The sequence below is a fragment of the Aeromonas sp. Marseille-Q7275 genome (assembly GCF_965119515.1).
The window spans coordinates 54,337-72,050 of sequence record NZ_CBCPLW010000002.1; the positions used below are offsets into that span (position 1 = coordinate 54,337).

Annotated in this window: 19 protein-coding genes; 5 read left to right on the plus strand and 14 right to left on the minus strand. The window is 58.9% G+C overall.

Annotated elements, in window-relative coordinates; translation table 11 throughout:
* Window positions 1–118: 118 nt before the first annotated feature.
* Window positions 119–1,681, minus strand: coding sequence for a murein biosynthesis integral membrane protein MurJ (gene murJ, locus ACWPWQ_RS02405; RefSeq protein ID WP_429110094.1), 1,563 nt, complete (start codon window positions 1,679–1,681; stop codon window positions 119–121).
* 191 nt (window positions 1,682–1,872) lie between these two features.
* Here murJ and rpsT point away from each other — a divergent pair, with 191 nt between their 5' ends.
* Window positions 1,873–2,136, plus strand: a complete 264-nt coding sequence (gene rpsT, locus ACWPWQ_RS02410; RefSeq protein WP_139436823.1) for a 30S ribosomal protein S20 — start codon at window positions 1,873–1,875, stop codon at window positions 2,134–2,136.
* A 49-nt stretch (window positions 2,137–2,185) separates the two neighbouring features.
* Here the strand turns inward: rpsT and ACWPWQ_RS02415 are convergent, their stop codons facing one another.
* The 8 genes from ACWPWQ_RS02415 to rppH form a co-directional block, all read right to left on the minus strand.
* The gene (locus ACWPWQ_RS02415; protein WP_342059335.1) at window positions 2,186–2,488 is read right to left on the minus strand and encodes an ArsR/SmtB family transcription factor; all 303 of its coding nucleotides are present in this window, start codon (window positions 2,486–2,488) and stop codon (window positions 2,186–2,188) included.
* Between the two features lie 49 nt (window positions 2,489–2,537).
* Window positions 2,538–3,470 carry a transcriptional activator NhaR gene (gene nhaR / locus ACWPWQ_RS02420; protein WP_005332358.1) on the minus strand — a complete coding sequence of 311 codons (933 nt, stop codon included), beginning with the start codon at window positions 3,468–3,470 and terminating at the stop codon, window positions 2,538–2,540.
* A complete protein-coding gene (locus ACWPWQ_RS02425) occupies window positions 3,457–3,861 on the minus strand; it encodes a hypothetical protein (protein ID WP_454008926.1) in 405 nt (134 codons plus the stop codon). Before ACWPWQ_RS02425 ends, nhaR begins: the two co-directional genes overlap by 14 nt.
* Entirely contained in the window at window positions 3,858–5,048 is a 1,191-nt protein-coding gene (gene nhaA, locus ACWPWQ_RS02430; protein ID WP_247627255.1) for a Na+/H+ antiporter NhaA, read from the minus strand. The genes ACWPWQ_RS02425 and nhaA overlap by 4 nt, the downstream gene beginning before the upstream one ends.
* 285 nt (window positions 5,049–5,333) lie before the next feature.
* Complete coding sequence (gene thyA, locus ACWPWQ_RS02435) at window positions 5,334–6,128, minus strand: thymidylate synthase (protein WP_202047414.1); 795 nt, start codon at window positions 6,126–6,128, stop codon at window positions 5,334–5,336.
* Window positions 6,125–6,952, minus strand: a complete 828-nt coding sequence (gene lgt / locus ACWPWQ_RS02440) for a prolipoprotein diacylglyceryl transferase (RefSeq protein ID WP_404837711.1) — start codon at window positions 6,950–6,952, stop codon at window positions 6,125–6,127. Before lgt ends, thyA begins: the two co-directional genes overlap by 4 nt.
* A 67-nt stretch (window positions 6,953–7,019) precedes the next feature.
* Window positions 7,020–9,299, minus strand: a complete 2,280-nt coding sequence (gene ptsP, locus ACWPWQ_RS02445) for a phosphoenolpyruvate--protein phosphotransferase (protein WP_454008927.1) — start codon at window positions 9,297–9,299, stop codon at window positions 7,020–7,022.
* A 13-nt stretch (window positions 9,300–9,312) separates the two neighbouring features.
* Window positions 9,313–9,840 (minus strand): RNA pyrophosphohydrolase, encoded by a 528-nt coding sequence (gene rppH / locus ACWPWQ_RS02450; RefSeq protein ID WP_139436835.1) that lies wholly within the window; start codon window positions 9,838–9,840, stop codon window positions 9,313–9,315.
* Window positions 9,841–10,573: 733 nt separating this feature from the next.
* On the opposite strand from rppH, the gene mutH reads away from it, so the two are divergent.
* Window positions 10,574–11,248 (plus strand): DNA mismatch repair endonuclease MutH, encoded by a 675-nt coding sequence (gene mutH, locus ACWPWQ_RS02455; protein ID WP_043131454.1) that lies wholly within the window; start codon window positions 10,574–10,576, stop codon window positions 11,246–11,248.
* 83 nt (window positions 11,249–11,331) lie between these two features.
* Window positions 11,332–11,661: an isoamylase early set domain-containing protein gene (locus ACWPWQ_RS02460; protein WP_025325698.1), complete on the plus strand. Its 330-nt coding sequence runs from the start codon at window positions 11,332–11,334 to the stop codon at window positions 11,659–11,661.
* Window positions 11,662–11,766: 105 nt separating this feature from the next.
* Here the strand turns inward: ACWPWQ_RS02460 and rplS are convergent, their stop codons facing one another.
* The 5 genes from rplS to ffh all read right to left on the minus strand — a co-directional run bounded on the left by rplS (window position 11,767) and on the right by ffh (window position 15,284).
* A complete protein-coding gene (gene rplS, locus ACWPWQ_RS02465) occupies window positions 11,767–12,114 on the minus strand; it encodes a 50S ribosomal protein L19 (RefSeq protein WP_005313505.1) in 348 nt (115 codons plus the stop codon).
* A 32-nt stretch (window positions 12,115–12,146) separates the two neighbouring features.
* Window positions 12,147–12,896 carry a tRNA (guanosine(37)-N1)-methyltransferase TrmD gene (gene trmD, locus ACWPWQ_RS02470; RefSeq protein ID WP_041206410.1) on the minus strand — a complete coding sequence of 250 codons (750 nt, stop codon included), beginning with the start codon at window positions 12,894–12,896 and terminating at the stop codon, window positions 12,147–12,149.
* Between the two features lie 34 nt (window positions 12,897–12,930).
* Window positions 12,931–13,452 carry a ribosome maturation factor RimM gene (rimM, locus tag ACWPWQ_RS02475; RefSeq protein WP_005332346.1) on the minus strand — a complete coding sequence of 174 codons (522 nt, stop codon included), beginning with the start codon at window positions 13,450–13,452 and terminating at the stop codon, window positions 12,931–12,933.
* Window positions 13,453–13,476: 24 nt separating this feature from the next.
* Window positions 13,477–13,725, minus strand: coding sequence for a 30S ribosomal protein S16 (gene rpsP / locus ACWPWQ_RS02480; protein ID WP_042649810.1), 249 nt, complete (start codon window positions 13,723–13,725; stop codon window positions 13,477–13,479).
* Between the two features lie 179 nt (window positions 13,726–13,904).
* Window positions 13,905–15,284, minus strand: a complete 1,380-nt coding sequence (gene ffh / locus ACWPWQ_RS02485; RefSeq protein ID WP_139436841.1) for a signal recognition particle protein — start codon at window positions 15,282–15,284, stop codon at window positions 13,905–13,907.
* Window positions 15,285–15,570: 286 nt separating this feature from the next.
* Here ffh and ACWPWQ_RS02490 point away from each other — a divergent pair, with 286 nt between their 5' ends.
* Together ACWPWQ_RS02490 and ACWPWQ_RS02495 are read left to right on the plus strand one after the other, a co-directional pair.
* A complete protein-coding gene (locus ACWPWQ_RS02490; RefSeq protein WP_041204421.1) occupies window positions 15,571–16,362 on the plus strand; it encodes a cytochrome C assembly family protein in 792 nt (263 codons plus the stop codon).
* Window positions 16,363–16,402: 40 nt separating this feature from the next.
* Window positions 16,403–17,683, plus strand: coding sequence for an HlyC/CorC family transporter (locus tag ACWPWQ_RS02495; protein WP_139436845.1), 1,281 nt, complete (start codon window positions 16,403–16,405; stop codon window positions 17,681–17,683).
* The last annotated feature ends 31 nt before the right edge of the window (window positions 17,684–17,714 follow it).

A 17,714-nucleotide genomic window follows, 5' to 3' on the forward strand; every position in this document is an offset into this window, starting at 1 on the left:
GTGCCTTGTGCGTTGCTGCCATGGAAATCGGCGGATTATATATCAGGCAGCAGGCAGGGTCAGCCCTGCTGTTGAGCCGATTTCAGGTATCTGGCCCGGAACCCGGGCCTCATCAGCCTCATTGCTGACCCGATTTCAGGTGTCTTGGCCTGACCCCCAGCACCAGCAGGACTATTCCATACAACGCGCCCCCAAGGCAGAGCAGCAGGGTCAGCTCCAGAGTGGCCTTGCCCATGCTCCAGGCCCCCCACTGGGCGAGATCCGGTGACAGATAGCCAAGCACGCCCCCCATCAGCACGGTCGCTGCCAGCAACTTGAGGCAGAACAGGCCCGTGTTGCGGGAAGGGCGATAGACCGCCTGCTGATAGAGCCCCTTGAACAGCAGGGCCGCATTCAGGGTGCCAGAGCAGGCGGTGGCGAGCGCCAGCCCCACATAACCAAGCGGATAGATGAAGATGAGGTTGCACACCATGTTGGCTACCATGGCCATGATGCCGATCCGCACCGGGGTCCTGGTGTCCTGGCGGGCGTAGTAGCCAGGGGCCAGCACCTTGATCAGCATCAGCGACAGCAAGCCCGTGGTGGATGCCAGCAGGCTGGCGCTCGACATGGCCACCTCGTGCATGCCGAACTCGCCGCGCATGAACAGAACCCGCAGTATGGGCTCGCGCAATACGGCAATCCCTACCATGGCGGGCAGGCCGAGCAACATCACCATGCGCACCCCCCAGTCCATGGTGCGGGAGAAATCAGCCGGATCCGCATCCACATGCTTCCTGGCCAGCGCCGGCAGGATCACAGTGCTGATGGCGACCGCGAACAGGCCGAGGGGGAACTCCAGCAGGCGATCCGAATAGTAGAGGTAGCTGATGGCACCGGTGGCGAGGAAGGAGGCCAGCATGGTGTTGATCAGCAAATTGATCTGGCTGACCGAGACGCCGAACAGCGCTGGTATCATCAGGGTGCGGATCTTCACCACACCGGGATGGTGCCAACCCCACTTGGGCCACACCAGCATGTTGATCTGACGCAGGAAGGGGTACTGGAACAGAAACTGCACCAGGCCGCCGAGGAAGACGCCGATCGCCAGCGCGATCTCGGGCCGCTCCAGCAACGGGGCTATCCACCAGGCCGCCGCAATCATGGTGAGGTTGAGAAACACCGGCGTGAAGGAGGAAACGGCGAAGCGACCGAAGGTGTTGAGAATGGCCCCGGCCATGGCGGTGAAGGTGATGAACCAGAGATAGGGGAAGGTAATCTTGAGCATCAGGCTGGCCAGCTCGAACTTCTCGGCCGCCGGCCCGCCGTGCAGCCAGTCCCAGAACCAGCCCCAGCCAAAGATGGCGGTCAGCACCCCCGAGCCCAGCACCCCGAGCAGGGTGACTATGGTGACTATACCCCCAAGGGTGCCCGCCACCGCCGCCAGCAGCTCGCGCACGGCCTGCTCGTCACCGTTTTTCTTGTACTCCGTCATCACCGGCACGAAGGCCTGGTTGAAAGCCCCTTCGGCGAACAGCCTGCGCAAGAAGTTGGGAATGCGGTTGGCGAAGAAGAAGACGTCTGCGGCCACCCCGGCACCGAGCAGATTGGCGATGACCACATCGCGCACCAAGCCCATCACGCGGGACGCCAGCGTCATTCCGGACACTATCATGCCGGATTTGATCAATTTCTTACTCAAGACGAGGCCTCTGGAACTGTCAGAAAGAAAAGAATGCTGTTAGAATCGGCCGACAGTTTAACCGTCTCCCATCTGACACACCACCGGGGGGCGGTGTTTATTTGCACAAATCATTTGACAATATGTGGTTGGGAAGGCATATTTCCGGGCCTTTTCAATACACTCGCTAAGACAGTTTTAGGAGTTTTACCTTGGCTAACATCAAATCTGCTAAGAAGCGTGCTCTTCAGTCAGAGAAACGTCGTCAGCACAACGCCAGCCGTCGTTCCATGACCCGTACCTACCTGAAGAAAGTGATCGCTGCCATCGCCTCTGGCGACAAGGCTGCAGCCACTGCCGCTTTCGCTGTTGCTCAGCCGATCATGGATCGTATGGCGACCAAAGGCCTGATCCACAAGAACAAAGCTGCTCGTCACAAGAGCCGCCTGTCTTCCCAGATCAAAGCCATGGCTTAATCAGCTTCGGCTGAACAAAGCTAAAAAAACCGGCCTTAGTGCCGGTTTTTTATTTGGGTTCGCTGCAATACAACTTATGCAACAATCCAATCATCTCGCGTACCTCATGGCTGCGCAGCGAATAGTAGACCGTCTGGGCCTCTTTTCGCGTCGCCACCAGCTCATCGCGCCGCAACACCGCCAGATGCTGTGACAGGGCCGATTGACTCAGTCCAAGCACCCCGTTGAGTTCCCCTACCGATAGCTCTCTGTCCAATAACTGGCACAGAATGAACAAGCGCCGTTCATTGGCCAGCGCCTTGAGCAGGGTCACCGCACGTCCGGCATTCGCCTCCATCTCTTCCAACTGCATCGCATTCCCTCCCCTGCAAGACAGGAATCATACCCCCTGCCCCGTCGATTTAAAATGACAGGGTCGCCGGCTGAATGGTGGTGAAGTCCTCCTGACCGGCAAAGAGGAAGGAGAAATCACTCTCGCACACCCGCTTCACTGCCGGATGCTGGATCATCCGCTCGGCGAAGATGACGTAGTACTCCTCCATCAGATCCTGGGTCTCCCCGATCAGCATCACCTCCTCCCCCTCCAGGATCTCCTCCCGATAGATGGTCGGCGCCATGAAGATACCCTGATTGAAGAAGCCAAACGCCTTCATCAGGGCCGCATCGTCGAATTCCCCCAGGATGCTGGGAGAGATGCCCTGCTGCTCGAACCACTGGGTCAGCTGGCGCCCCATGGCGGTTCGACGGCCAGGGATGAGCAGCTTGCGCTCCTCCAGGCAGGCGGGAAACGGCTTTTCGGGCAGCGGCGCCTTGCAGAAGAAGCTGACGCCGCAGCCACCCAGCCGCTTGGAGAGCAGACCGGCATGCTGGCTGGAGTCCACCGGACAATCGGAGAGGATCATGTCTAGCTTGTGCTCGCTCAGCTGCTCCAGCAGCAGCTCGTGGGTCGATTCGAAACAGCGCAGGTGGATGGAGCCGTCGTTGGGGATGACGGAGAGCAGCACCCGGCTGGCGAGGCGCTTGGAGAGAGCATCGGCGATGCCGACGTCGAACAGGATCTGACTCTCCTTGCGGTAGTTGACGATATCCAGCATCTCGTAGGAGAGGCTGAACATCTTGTCGGCATAGCGAAACACCAGCTGGCCCAGCTCGGTGGCCTCGAGGGAGCGCCCCTTGCGGATCAACAGCTTGCCGCCGAGACGCTGCTCCAGCAACTTGATCTGACCGGTGACGGTCTGCGGGGTCAAGAAAAGGGCTTCCGCCGCCTGGGTGACGGAGCCCTTCTTCTGAGTCATCCAAAAATAGTAAAGGTGGTTGTAATTAAGGTGTGACATCCGATGGGGTTCCCGCGCTGCGCGGGCTCCGGTAGCAGCTGAGTTCAACCGCCAGAATGTCATACATGTCGCTGATCGAGTCAACCTTGTTCGCGCCGAACTGCTCTTGCAGGGTCAGCTTGAGGTGGGCCGGATCCGGCATCCGCTCCCCGCAGTAGCGCTTGTTCGACTGCTTGACTCGCTCGCCGGCCCGGCTGCTCAGGGCCCGCTCGGTGAAGGTTTCACCGAATCGGGCCTTGGCCTGCTTGTCTCCCAGCATGAGGGCGCTGTCCACCACCCCGTTGAGATAGGCCGAACAACTGGCAGACGCCGCATCCTGCTGGCACTCAGCCAGGCTATTCGCCCAGACTGCCGGGCTCGCCAGCAAGACTAACCATCCGAGTCTTCTCATAACCCCTCCGTGCTTTGATTCGCCTCCCGATTGGGCAGCGATATCCGCAGGGCGATAAAACCGATCACGGCCGCCAGGGTGGATCCCACCAGGATCCCGAGGCGTGAGTAGCTGCCGTAGTCCAGTCCGCCATGCTCGAATGCCAGCGATGCGATGAACATCGACATGGTAAAGCCGATGCCACACAGGATGCTGACGGCAAAGATCTGCCTGAAGTTGACGCCACTCGGCAGCTGGGCAATGCCGAGTTTCACCGACAGCCAGCTGATGGTGAAGATGCCGAGGGGCTTGCCGATGAAGAGCCCCAGAATGATACCCATGGGCACCGGGCTGAGCAGATCCGACAGCTGGATGCCGTCGAGGGAGACCCCGGCGTTGGCAAAGGCAAACAACGGCAGTATCAGGTACGCGCTCCAGGGATGCAGCACATGCTCCAGGTGCTTGAGCGGCGAGGCATAGCGCTTGCCGTTGAGCGGGATCATGAAACCAACGATGACGCCGGCCAGGGTCGCATGGACGCCCGACTTGAGCACGGCCACCCAGAGCACCAGACCCACCAGCATGTAGAGGCCGATCCTGTCCTCACCGCGGCGGTTCATCCAGAGCAGAGTGAGGGTCGCCACTATGCCGACCGCCAGTGCAGTCAGCGACAGCTGCTGGGTATAGAAGAGGGCGATGATGATGATGACCCCTAAGTCATCCATGATGGCCAGGGCCAGCAGGAATACCTTGAGGCTGGTCGGCACCCGCTTGCCGAGCAGCGCCATCACCCCGAGGGCGAAGGCGATGTCGGTTGCGGCCGGAATGGCCCAGCCGGCCCGAGTGATTTCATCCTCGTAGTTGAAGAAGGCATAGATGAGCGCAGGGGCCAGCATGCCGCCCACGGCGGCGATGGCCGGGAAGGTGGCCTGCACCCGTGATGAGAGCGCCCCCTCCAGCATCTCACGCTTTACTTCCAGCCCGACCAGCAGGAAGAAGATCGCCATGAAGCCATCGTTGATCCAGAGCAGCAGCGGCTTGTTGATGTCGAGGGCGGCAATGCGCACCTGCACCTGGGTATTGAGGAAGCTCTGATAGTGCTCCGCCAGGGCAGAGTTGGCCAGACCGATGGCCAACAGGGCGGCCAGGATCAGAATTATTCCGGAGGCTGACTCCAGTTTGAGAAATCGCTTGAACACATCGCTCATGGTCTAACTATCCATAAAATTGTACTTTTTCAGTCTAGGGGGCGAGTGAACTAATGAAAAATCGTTTCTAACTGCCAATAACAACGGAAAAACCGAAGGCAAAGCAAATCATGTCTGCTATAAGCACGTTTTCCCCCGCCTTCCCTCGCCTGTGGAACATTCATTTCTTTGCATATTCATTCTTGTCAGGCATGAAAAAGGCGCCCGCAGGCGCCTTTCGAACAGATGGAATAGCATAGCGGGAGATCCCGCCGAGCACCGCTCGCCATCACGGCGGATGCGGGATCAGATGGCGACAGGGGCCTTGATCCCCGGATGGGGATCATAGCCCTGGATCTCGAAGTCCTCGAACCGGTAGTCGAAGATGGAGTCCGGCTTGCGCTTGATCACCAGCTGCGGCAAGGAACGCGGCTCGCGGGAGAGCTGCAGCGCCGTCTGCTCCATGTGGTTGGAGTAGAGGTGCACGTCGCCACCGGTCCAGACGAAGTCGCCCACGGCCAGATCGCACTGCTGGGCCATCATGTGGGTCAGCAGGGCGTAGCTCGCGATGTTGAACGGCAGACCGAGGAAGACGTCGCAGCTGCGCTGATAGAGCTGGCAGGAGAGCTTGCCGTCCGCCACATAGAACTGGAAGAAGGCGTGACAAGGGGCGAGCGCCATCTTGTCCAGCTCACCCACGTTCCAGGCGGAGACTATGATGCGGCGGGAATCCGGGTTGTGCTTGATGTCATCCACCGCCTTCTGGATCTGGTCGATGACGGTGCCATCGGTCGCCGGCCATGAGCGCCATTGGGCACCATAGACAGGGCCCAGATCGCCGTGCTCGTCAGCCCACTCGTCCCAGATGCTGACGCCGTGCTCTTTCAGGTAGGCAGTGTTGGTGTCGCCATTGAGGAACCACAGCAGCTCGTGAATGATGGAGCGCAGGTGGCACTTCTTGGTGGTAACCAGCGGGAAGCCTTCCGCCAGATTGAAGCGCATCTGATGACCGAACAGGGAGATAGTCCCCGTGCCGGTGCGATCGGATTTGACGGTGCCTTCATCCAGGATCTTCTGCATAAGGTCGAGATAGGCCCTCATTGCTTTGCCTCCTTCGCCGCGTTGCCGAACAGCTTAGGACGCTTGTAGGCCACCCAGATCATCAGGGCGCCGATGATGATCATCGGGGTAGAGAGGATCTGGCCCATGCTGATCTCCTGGAAGTAGAGGCCCAGCTGGCTGTCAGGCTGGCGTACGAACTCCACCAGGAAGCGGAACAGGCCGTAGAACAGCAGGAACATGCCGGAAATGGCGCCCCGTGGCGGGTTCTTGCGCCAGAACAGGTTCAGGATGATGAAGAGCACCACCCCTTCCAGGGCGAACTGGTAGAGCTGGGAGGGGTGACGCGGCTCTGGGCCGGCCTCCGGGAAGATGATGGCCCAGGGCACGTCCGTGACCCGGCCCCACAGCTCGCCGTTCATGAAGTTGCCGATGCGGCCGACGCCGAGGCCGAACGGAATGAGCGGTGCCACAAAGTCTGCCACGGTGAAGAAGTGACGCTTGGTCTTGTGGGCAAACCAGATCATGGCGGTGATGACCCCGATCAGGCCGCCGTGGAACGACATGCCGCCGGTCCAGATCTTGAACAGGTAGGTGGGATCGGCCAGGAAGAGATCGAAGTTGTAGAACAGCACATAGCCGATGCGACCGCCCAGGATCACCCCGAGGAAGCCATAGAACAGCAGGTCAGAGACCTCGTTGCGGGTCCAGCCACTGTTGGGCGCGTCGGCGCGGCGGCCCGCAAGCCACATGGCAAAGGCGAAACCAAACAAATACATGAGACCATACCAGCGTACCGATAGTGGTCCCAAACTGAATGCTACGGGATCAATCTGCGAGAAAACCCAATATCCGTCGTGCTGCATGGCGCGGCCCCAGTCATAAGAAAAGCCGCATTCTCCGATCATTCGTCAGCAGGAACAAGACTGAATATCAATCGGGCAGCTTGGTCTTGTGGCCTGCGCGCAGCAAACCGCCCAGACCGTGCTCTTCCAGGTAGCGGGCAAACAGGCCACGGAGCACGTGGGGATTGTCGTGCTTGAGGCCATCCGCCATCAGCGCCTTCAACTCGCCGAGATCGGATTGACGCAGCACGTACTTGATGCGGGAAATGTTGTGGGTGTTCATGCTGAAACGGCGATAGCCCATGGCCAGCAGCAGCAGCACGCCGACCGGATCCCCGGCCAGTTCGCCACATACCGAGACCGGCTTCTGGTAGTGATGGGAGGCATCGACCAGCAGTTGCAGGGCGCGGATCACCGCGGGATGGAAGGCGTCATAGATGCTGGCGACCCGGGCGTTGTTGCGATCCACCGCCAGCAGATACTGGGTCAGGTCATTGCTGCCCACCGACCAGAAGTCGATGAGGGGGGCCATCTCCGGCAGGATGTAGAGGGCGGAGGGCACCTCTATCATCACCCCCAGGCTGGGGTAGCGGATCACCGCCTCGCGGCTCGCCGCCTCTTCCGACACTTCACGCCAGGCCTGATCCAGCAGCCGGCGGGAAGCCTTGATTTCACTGACGCTGCTGATCATCGGCAGCATGATGGCCAGATTGTCCAGCCCTTCGCTGGCGCGCAGCATGGCCTTGAGCTGCACCAGGAACAACTCGGGGTGATCCAGGGTGAGCCGGATCCCCCGCCAGCCAAGGAAGGGATTTTCCTCCACTATGGGGAAATAGGGCAATTGCTTGTCCCCCCCCACGTCCAGGGTGCGCATGCAGACCGGGCGATCCCGATAGGTCTCCAGGATCCCGCGATAGCGCGCCGTCTGCTCCCATTCGGAGGGGAAGCTGTCCTGCAGCATGAAGGGGATCTCGGTGCGATAGAGCCCGACCCCGTCCGCCAGATGGTTGAGGGAGATCTCGGTGTCGGCGCTGAGGCCGGCGTTGAGCAGCAAGGAGACAGAGGTGCCGTCCGCCGTCTCCGAGGGTTGGTTGTCGACGCTGCGCACCAGGGTATCGAGCGCCCGCTCCTCGTTGAGCAGTTGCCGGTACTCGGTCAGGATCACCTGATTGGGTTCGATGAAGAGATCGCCGCTGTAACCGTCGATGACCAGAGTGCGCCCGCCTATGTCACCCAGGGGCAGATCCACCCCCATGATGGCCGCGACCCCCATGGCGCGGGCCAGGATGGCGGCATGGGAGTTGGTCCCCCCCTTGAGGGAGACCACGCCGCTCAGAAACTCCCGCGGGATCTCGGCGAGTATGGTGGCGGTCACCTCGTCGGCGACCAGCACCACCGGCTCCCCTATGGTGAGCTGCTCGGGTTCGTCCTGCACCAGCCGGCTGATGAGCCGCTGGGCGATGTCTTTCACATCGGTGGAGCGCTCCCGCAGGTAGGGATCCTTCATCCCCTTGAACTGCTCGATCAGCCGATCGCTGATGATCTTGACCGCAGAGATGGCAGTCCAGTGCTCCTTGCTGACCTTGTTGCGGATGGGCTTGATGTAGCCGGGATCGTTCAGCAGGTGCAGATAGATGTCGAAGATGGCGACCGAATCCTGGCTGTAGCTCTCGCGAAAGCGCAGCGCCAGGCTCTCCAGATCGTGGCGCACCTCTTCCACCGCAAGCTCCAGCCGGGCCAGCTGCTTGCCGTGCTCCTCGTCCTTGCGCGGGGTGATGCTGTTGAGCGCCTTGCGCGGGCGCCACACCCAGGCCTTGGCGATGGCGATGCCGCTGGCACCGGCGATGCCGCGCAGCGGCTTGCTCCAGTCGGTCTTCTGCAACCAGCCCTTGGCCTGGGCCTGGGCGATGCGGGCCGCCAGCTGTGCCGCCAGGGTGACCATGAAGGACTCTTCTCCTTCATCGAACAGCCGGCTCTCTTTCTGCTGCACCACCAGAATGCCGACCACCTGGCGCTGGTGCATGATGGGGGCGCCGAGGAAGGAGCGAAACGCCTCTTCCGCGACATCGGGCAGGAACTTGAAACTGGGGTGAGAAGGCGCATCGGCCAGGTTGATCAGCTCTTCCCGCTGACCCACCAGACCGACTATGCCCTGCTCGAACGGCAAGGTGGCCTTGCCCACCGCCGACTCGGCCAGACCATCGGTCGCCGCCAGTCGATAGCGGCGCATGTCCGGTTCGGCGACATAAACGGAGCAGCAGTCCACCGTCATGGCGAGCCGGGTCTGGCTCACCAATGCTTGCAAGGCCTGTTCGAGGGTGTTGGCCTCGGCCATGCTCTCGACGATGCGTCTGAGTTCCGTCAGCAACTAATTGTGCTCCTTAGCGCGAGCGGTTGCGCCGCCCATCCTTTCGATTAACCTGCACCACCGGCACCGGCATGGCCAGCGGGGCAAACTCCTTCATCACCCGGCGGTAAACTTCCCGCTTGAAGGAGACGACCTGACGAACCGGGTACCAGAAGCTGACCCAACGCCAATCATCAAATTCCGGGTGACCATGACAACCGAACTGGATCCTGGACTCTTTGCCAGGATCGAGCTGCAGCAAAAACCATTTCTGCTTCTGGCCAATACAGACCGGTGAACTGTCCCAGCGAACGAGTCGTTTGGGTAAGCGATACTTCAGCCAGTTGCGACTGGTCGCCAGTATGGTCACATCGTCGGGCTTGAGGCCTATCTCCTCATACAGCTCACGATACATGGCCTGCTCCGGCGATTCACCATCATCAACTCCCCCCTGCGGAAACTGCCAGGAGTGCTGCCCATAGCGCTTAGCCCACAATACTTGCCCGTCACGGTTACAGATCACGATGCCGACATTGGGACGAAATCCGTCGCCATCTATCACGTGATCACCTTATAAAGGCTGAATCTATAAAGAGATTGTTCCACATTCACCCCGTGGCGGCAAACAGGGACTGTCATCTTCCACTCATGAATAACTTGGCATTTCAAGCAAAGTTATAAACAAACCTGAAGGACAAGCTCCGCAAGTTGCCCACCCAGACTGTGCATAAGCCTGTGATCAAGCGGGTATATACAGTAGTTTTATACTACGACTTCAAATCATGCCGTATCATACCCGATTCATATAAAAACAAAATATTCATTTAAATACATATAGTTAATATTTAAAGACTGGATCAAGATCCATGTCTTTTGCGCCCGAGGATCCTGGCTGTCAATTGTGAACAAGTTCGACTGTTCAAAGATCAACCAAGGCTAGTTTATCCACAAGGATGGCGCATTATCTGCACCGATATGGCGAGAAAAATCGGCGTGCTCTCACATTTATTTCTGATGCCGGGCCCTGTATCACCACTTTATGTCAGTTATCCAAGATTTCTGTGGATAACTATGTGCAACAGCCAGGCCAAACCCTTGGACAACTCGTTGCAACCGGGATCCTCCCGTTCTCCAGGCTGGAGAAAAAAGTCAAATTCCTTTAAAATCATTGCCATAGATGATAATTCACAATCTTGCCCCCCCTGTGTATAGCCGGGCAAGGATCGGTTACAAAAACAGCGATCCTCTGTCAGGATCACACTTGTCCACCCCCTTCTCGCCAACAGGAGCCCCTCATGCCCGCTAATCCACAGTCAGAGCAGGAATTGATGGCGCGCGCCTACGCCATGGCGGGCTTCACCCTGGCCCAGCTCGCCGCGACGGCCGGCATCCCGGTGCCACGGGATCTCAGGCGGGACAAGGGCTGGATCGGCCAGTTGATCGAGTGGCAGCTGGGCGCCAGCGCGGGCAGCCGGCCGGAGCAGGACTTCCCCGATCTCGGCATCGAGCTCAAGACGATCCCGATCGATCCTCAGGGCAAACCGCTGGAAACCACCTTCGTCTGCGTGGCTCCCCTCATCGGGATCAGTGGCCAGCGCTGGGAGGAGTCCAATGTGCGCAACAAGCTGTCGCGGGTACTCTGGATCCCAGTGGAGGGCAGTCGCACCATCCCCGTCGGCGAACGCCGGGTCGGCATGCCGTTGCTGTGGAGCCCGAGCGAAGAAGAAGACAGGTTGCTGCGTCAGGATTGGGAGGAGCTGATGGACATGATAGTGCTGGGGGAGGTGGAGCAGATCAGCGCCCGCCACGGTCAGGTCATGCAACTGCGCCCCAAGGCGGCCAACAGCAAGGCGCTGACTCGCGCCATCGGCCGCAATGGCCAGCCAATCCAGACACTGCCAAGGGGCTTCTACCTCAAGATTGAGTTCACTCACCAGCTGCTTCGGCGTCATTTCGCCCTGCCTGCCTGACGATTGCTATCAACTTCTTTGTCATAAGGTGATATAAAAATGAACAGATCTACTTTCTTCGCAGTCAGTGACAAGGAGTCGATATGCCGATCAACAAGCAATTTCTCAAGTCCCGCCCCGAGGTCAAGGTGACCTTCGCAGTGGAAAAAGAGGCCGCAGGCGAGGCCGAACAGGTCTTGCTGCTGGGGGAGTTCAGCCAGTGGCAACCCATTGAATTGAAAAGAATGAAGAGCGGGGAGTTCAAGGCGACCCTCAACCTTCCCACCGATGGCCCCAGTCATTTCGAGTATTGCTATCAACTGGTGCAGCCAGACGGGGAGACCCGTTATGACAACGACTGGGAAGCGGACGACTATGTGCCCGGCCCCTTTGGGCGCGACAACTCTGTGGTGCGGGTCAGCCAGCCTGGCTGAAGCCAGCCTGCGCGAAATCCGCATACAAAAAAGGCTCGCCATTGGCGAGCCTTTTCACTACCTGTCGAGCTATTCGTCGACATACCGACACCAATTCGAATCGAATTAGTTGAGCTTCTCTTTGATACGAGCAGCTTTGCCGGACAGGTTGCGCAGGTAGTACAGCTTGGCGCGGCGAACATCACCACGACGCTTCAGTTCTACACTGTGGATCAGCGGAGAGTGAGTCTGGAATACACGCTCAACACCTTCGCCGTTGGAGATCTTGCGAACGGTGAAAGCAGAGTGCAGACCGCGGTTACGCTTGGCAATGACGATGCCTTCGAAAGCCTGCAGACGCTCTTTACCACCTTCTTTAACACGAACTTGAACACGTACGGTGTCGCCCTGGGCAAAAGCCGGGATGTCGGTACGCAGTTGCTCTTGTTCAAGCTGCTGAATAATCTTGCTCATTGTCTTTCCTTACCTAGGATAAACTGAAAACTCTACTTAACGCTGTCACGCACTTCGCGGACATACTCGGCAAGAAGTGATTCTTGCTCGTCAGTCAGAGCTAGGTTGTTAATAAGTTCCGGCCTTCTCTGCCAGGTTCGTCCGAGCGACTGCTTGAGACGCCAGCGCCGAATCACTTCGTGATTGCCGCTTGTCAGCGCCTCGGGCACCGCCAATCCATCCAACAACTCCGGCCGAGTGTAGTGGGGATGATCCAGCAGGCCATCCGTGAAGGAGTCCTGCTCGGCACTGGCCTGATCACCCAAGACCCCGGGGACCAGACGCGAAACCGCATCGATCAGGGTCATGGCAGGCAACTCGCCACCACTTAACACGTAATCCCCGATAGACCACTCTTCGTCGACTTCGGTTTGTATCACGCGTTCATCGATACCTTCGTATCGACCGGCGACCAGAATCAGTGTCTGATTCGTCGCCAACTCGGTTACGCCCGCTTGAGTCAGCTTGCGCCCCTGAGGAGAGAGATAGATGACTTTCGCCCCGTCTCCCGCCGCTTGCTTGGCTGCATGAATCGCATCACGCAGCGGCTGAACCATCATCAGCATCCCAGGCCCACCACCATAAGGACGATCATCGACCGTACGGTGTTTGTCGTGGGTGAAATCCCGAGGGTTCCAGCACTCAATCTGCAGCAGGCCACTCTTGACGGCCCGACCCGTTACCCCGTGCTCGGTAATGGCTCGGAACATTTCCGGGAAGAGGCTAATCACCCCAATCCACATAAGAAACCTCCGGCACCCGTGTTAGCGCGGGAAACTAGAAACCAGGATCCCAATCAACTTCGATTGTTCGAGCAGTCAGATCAATGTTCTTGATCACCTGCTCTTCCAGGAACGGGATCAGCCGCTCCTTTGCACCAAAGGCATCTTTTACATTGGCCTCAACCACCAACACATCGTTGGAGCCGGTTTCCATCAATTCGGTCACCTTGCCCAAGTCGTATCCCTTGGTGGTCATCACGGAGCAACCAATCAGGTCACGCCAGTAGAACTCACCTTCAGGCAACGCAGGCAACAGATCGGCGGCTACGCCAATCTCGACATTGGTCAATGCCAGGGCATCCTCGCGCACATCGATACCATCGAGCTTGCAGATCAGACCCTTGTTGTGACGCTTCCAGGCCGAGACCTGAATCTCACGCCACACCCCGTTCTGATTGATCAGCCAGGGGTTGTAATCGAAAATCGCTTCGGCAACATCGGTGAAGGAGTTCACTTTAAGCCAGCCCTTGATGCCGTAGACGGTACCCAGGGTGCCCAGAACTATAGGTTTTTCCACCTTAACTCCTTACCGCTTGGCTGATTAAGCAGCTTTTTTAGCGTCTTTGATCAGCTTGGCAACACGGTCAGAAACAGTGGCACCAGTAGCAACCCAATGCTCGATACGAGCCAGGTCCAGGTTCAGCTTCTCAGCGTTACCAGCAGCAACCGGGTTGAAGAAACCAACGCGCTCGATGAAGCGACCGTCACGGGCGCAACGGCTGTCAGAAACTACTACCTGGTAGAACGGACGCTTTTTCGCGCCACCACGTTGTAAACGAATGGTTACCATATCGTCCTCATGAACATCTAATGAACAAGGCCTGCAAATACGCAGACCCTAGCTTAAAATAAGCCGCGTAATTCTACTTGGATTCGTAATAATTGCAACCAAGCCTGCTATTTTTTGCGCAGGAGTTGGCATGAAAAAGGCTCACCGCGGTGAGCCTTTTTGCCTGACAAGCAGGAAAATCAGAACGGACCGCGTCCGCCACCACCGAATCCGGGGGGCAGCATGTTCTTCATCTGGCCCATCATCTTGCGCATGCCACCCTTGCCGGACATCTTCTTCATCATGCGCTGCATCTCGGTGAACTGCTTGAGCAGCTTGTTCACGTCCTGCACCTGCATGCCGGAACCCGCGGCGATGCGACGCTTGCGGGAGCCCTTGATGAGATCGGGATGAGCACGCTCCTTGGGCGTCATGGAGCTGATGATGGCCTCCATCCGCACGGTGATCTTGTCATCCATCTGATCTTTCACGTTATCCGGCAGACCGGACATGCCGGGCAGCTTGTCGAGCATGCCCATCATGCCGCCCATGTTGCGCATCTGGGCCAGCTGCTCGCGAAAATCTTCCAGATCGAAGCCCTTGCCGCTCTTGACCTTGCTGGCCAGCTTGGCGGCTTTCTCCTTGTCGACCGTGCGTTCCACTTCCTCGATGAGCGACAGCACGTCCCCCATGCCGAGGATGCGGGATGCAAGACGGTCCGGGTGGAAGGGCTCGAGGGCATCGGTCTTCTCGCCCATACCGATGAACTTGACCGGCTTGCCGGTGATGTGGCGCACCGACAGGGCGGCACCGCCGCGGGCGTCGCCGTCCGCCTTGGTGAGGATGACGCCGGTGAGCGGCAGCGCTTCGTTGAACGCCTTGGCGGTATTGGCAGCATCCTGACCTGTCATGGCATCCACCACGAACAGGGTCTCGACCGGCTTGATAGTGGCGTGAAGATCCTGGATCTCCGCCATCATCTCGGTGTCCACGTGCAGACGACCGGCGGTATCGACGATCACCACGTCATAGAATTTCTTGCGCGCCTGATCGATGGCGGCGGTGGCGATCGCCACCGGCTTCTGGGTCACATCGCTCGGGAAGAAATCGACCGAGATGTCATTGGCCAGGGTCTCGAGCTGCTTGATCGCCGCCGGGCGGTAGACGTCGGCACTGACCACCAGCACCTTCTTCTTGTGGCGCTCCTTGAGCAGCTTGGCGAGCTTGCCCACAGTCGTGGTCTTACCGGCACCCTGCAGGCCCGCCATCAGGATGATGGCCGGCGGCTGGGCGGCCAGATTGAGCTGCTCGTTCGCCTCTCCCATGACAGAGACCAGCTCGCCATGCACTATCTTGATGAAGGCCTGGCCTGGGCTCAGGGACTTGGCCACTTCCTGGCCGACGGCACGCTCTTTCACGCGGGCAACGAAGTCACGCACCACCGGCAGGGCCACGTCCGCCTCGAGCAGCGCCATGCGCACTTCACGCAAGGTATCCTTGATGTTCTCTTCGGTCAGCCGGCCACGGCCACTGACATTGCGCAGGGTGCGCGAGAGTCGTTCAGTCAAATTCTCAAACATGACGCATTCCGATTCTTGGCGTAACTAGTGGGGCATTATACCCCAGTCAGCACTGTGAGGACGATTACTCACCGCTTGCGGCGGTGACCCGCCATCGAATGAGCGGGTGTAACAAATGGAGGGCATTATACCCCAGTCAACGCCGGAGGACGATTATTCGCCGCACGGGGCTGTCAGCTGCTACTTATATATGGGCAGTTAGCCCCTGGCACAACTGGCGAGCATATCTTGTGCAAGGTATACTGCCCCTCTTATCCATAAAAGCTTGTTCGACAACGACCTGGTTATGATCGTGATCTCTGTTCTGGCCCTGGCGTTTTACCTGCTGGCCATCATCGCCTCTCTGCACCTGCTGCTCAGCGCCAAGCCCGTCGGGCAGGTGTCGCTGTTTGCCTGTGTCGGCCTGGCCCTGACCGCCCATGGCGTGGCGGTGGGCAGCGAGGTGCTGGCCACCCATTCCGGCCAGAATCTCAGCATGTTGAACGTCGCCTCCCTGGTCAGCCTCATCATCAGCTGCTTCATGACCTGCGTTACCCGCCGTTTCAACGGCTGGATCCTGCTGCCCGTGGTCTACAGTTTCTCGGCCTTGTTGCTCGCCGCCAGCGCCCTCATACCGGGTCGCTACATCACCCATCTGGAAGCGCATCCCCAACTGCTGCTGCACATCGGGCTCGCCTTGATGGCCTATTCGGTACTGATGATCGCCTGCCTGTTTGCGCTCCAGCTTGCCTGTCTGGATCGGCAGCTGAAGTCCAGAAAGATAAGCCATCTGCCGGCCATGCCGCCCCTGATGACGGTGGAGAAGCGCCTGTTCCAGCTCATCTCAGCGGGCCTCTTGCTGCTGACGCTCTCCATCGCCTCGGGTCTGTTCTTCCTCGAAGACATGTTCGCCCAGGGCAAGTCCCACAAGGCCATCCTCTCGATCCTGGCCTGGTGCGTCTACGCCTTGCTGCTGTGGGGTCACCACACCCGTGGCTGGCGTGGTCGCAAGGTCATCATGCTGAGCCTCATCGGCAGCGTCATCCTGACCCTGGCCTACTTTGGCAGCCGCTTCGTCAAGGAAGTCTTGCTGAGCTGACGGTTCAGCCACCCAAACACCACCCCAACAGGAGCCCTTCTTGGACAGTATCTCAACGAGCACATTACTGATTGTTCTCGTTATCTTGATTGTGTTGTCAGCCTTCTTCTCCAGTTCCGAAACCGGTCTGATGTCCCTCAACCGCTACAAGTTGCGGCATCTGGCCCAAACCAAGCACAAGGCAGCCCGTCGGGTCGAAAAGCTGCTGGCCCGACCGGATCGCCTGCTTGGCCTCATCCTCATCGGCAACAACTTGGTCAACATCCTGGCCTCCGCCATCGCCACCATAGTCTGCATCCGGCTGTTCGGGGATCTCGGCGTCGCCATCGCCACCTTCGGCCTCACCCTGGTGGTGCTGGTGTTCGGGGAAGTCACCCCCAAGACACTGGCGGCCATGTTTCCCGAGCGCATCGCCTACCCCGCCTCCTGGGTTCTCAAGGGGCTGATGGTGCCCTTCGCCCCCCTGGTCTGGCTCATCAACAGCATCACCAACCTCTTGCTCAAGCTGCTGCGACTGGAACATCGCAAGGATGACTCCCTCAACACCGAAGAGCTGCGCACCATAGTCAACGAGGCGGGCAGCCTCATTCCCCAGCGCCATCAGGAGATGCTGATCAGCATTCTGGATCTGGACAAGATGACGGTGGAAAACATCATGGTGCCGCGCAGCGAGATCTCTGCCATCGACATCAACGACGACTGGAAGAGCATATTGCGCCAGCTGGCTCACTGTGCTCACACCAAGATCCTGCTCTATCGCGACAATATTGACGACGTTGTCGGATTTTTACACTCTCGTGATGCCCTCAGACTGGTCGCCAAGGACCAGTTCAGCAAGTCCAGCCTGCTGCGGGAAGTCGATCCCATCTACTTCATTCCACAGGGCACCCCCCTCAACGTGCAGCTGGCCAAGTTCCAGCGCAATAAGGAGAGGATCGGGCTGATTGTCGATGAGTATGGGGATATTCAGGGGCTGATCACCCTGGATGACATCCTGGAAGAGATAGTGGGCGACTTCACCACCTCCATGGCCCCGGCGCCGAGCGACGAGATCCACCCCCAGCCGGATGGCTCCTTCCTGGTGGAAGGCTCCGCCAGCATCCGCGAGCTGAACAAGGAGATGCACTGGCACCTGCCCATCGACGGCCCGCGCACCCTCAACGGGGTGATCCTGGAGTACCTGGAAGAGATCCCCCAGCCCAACATCAGCGTCAGGCTGGCGGGTTATCCCATCGAGATCCTCGAAGTGGAGAACAACATGGTGAAGATGGCGAGGATCATGCCACACCTCTACCGTAACGAGTCAGGTTACGAGGATTGAAAAAAGGCTGCCGATGGCAGCCTTTTTCGTC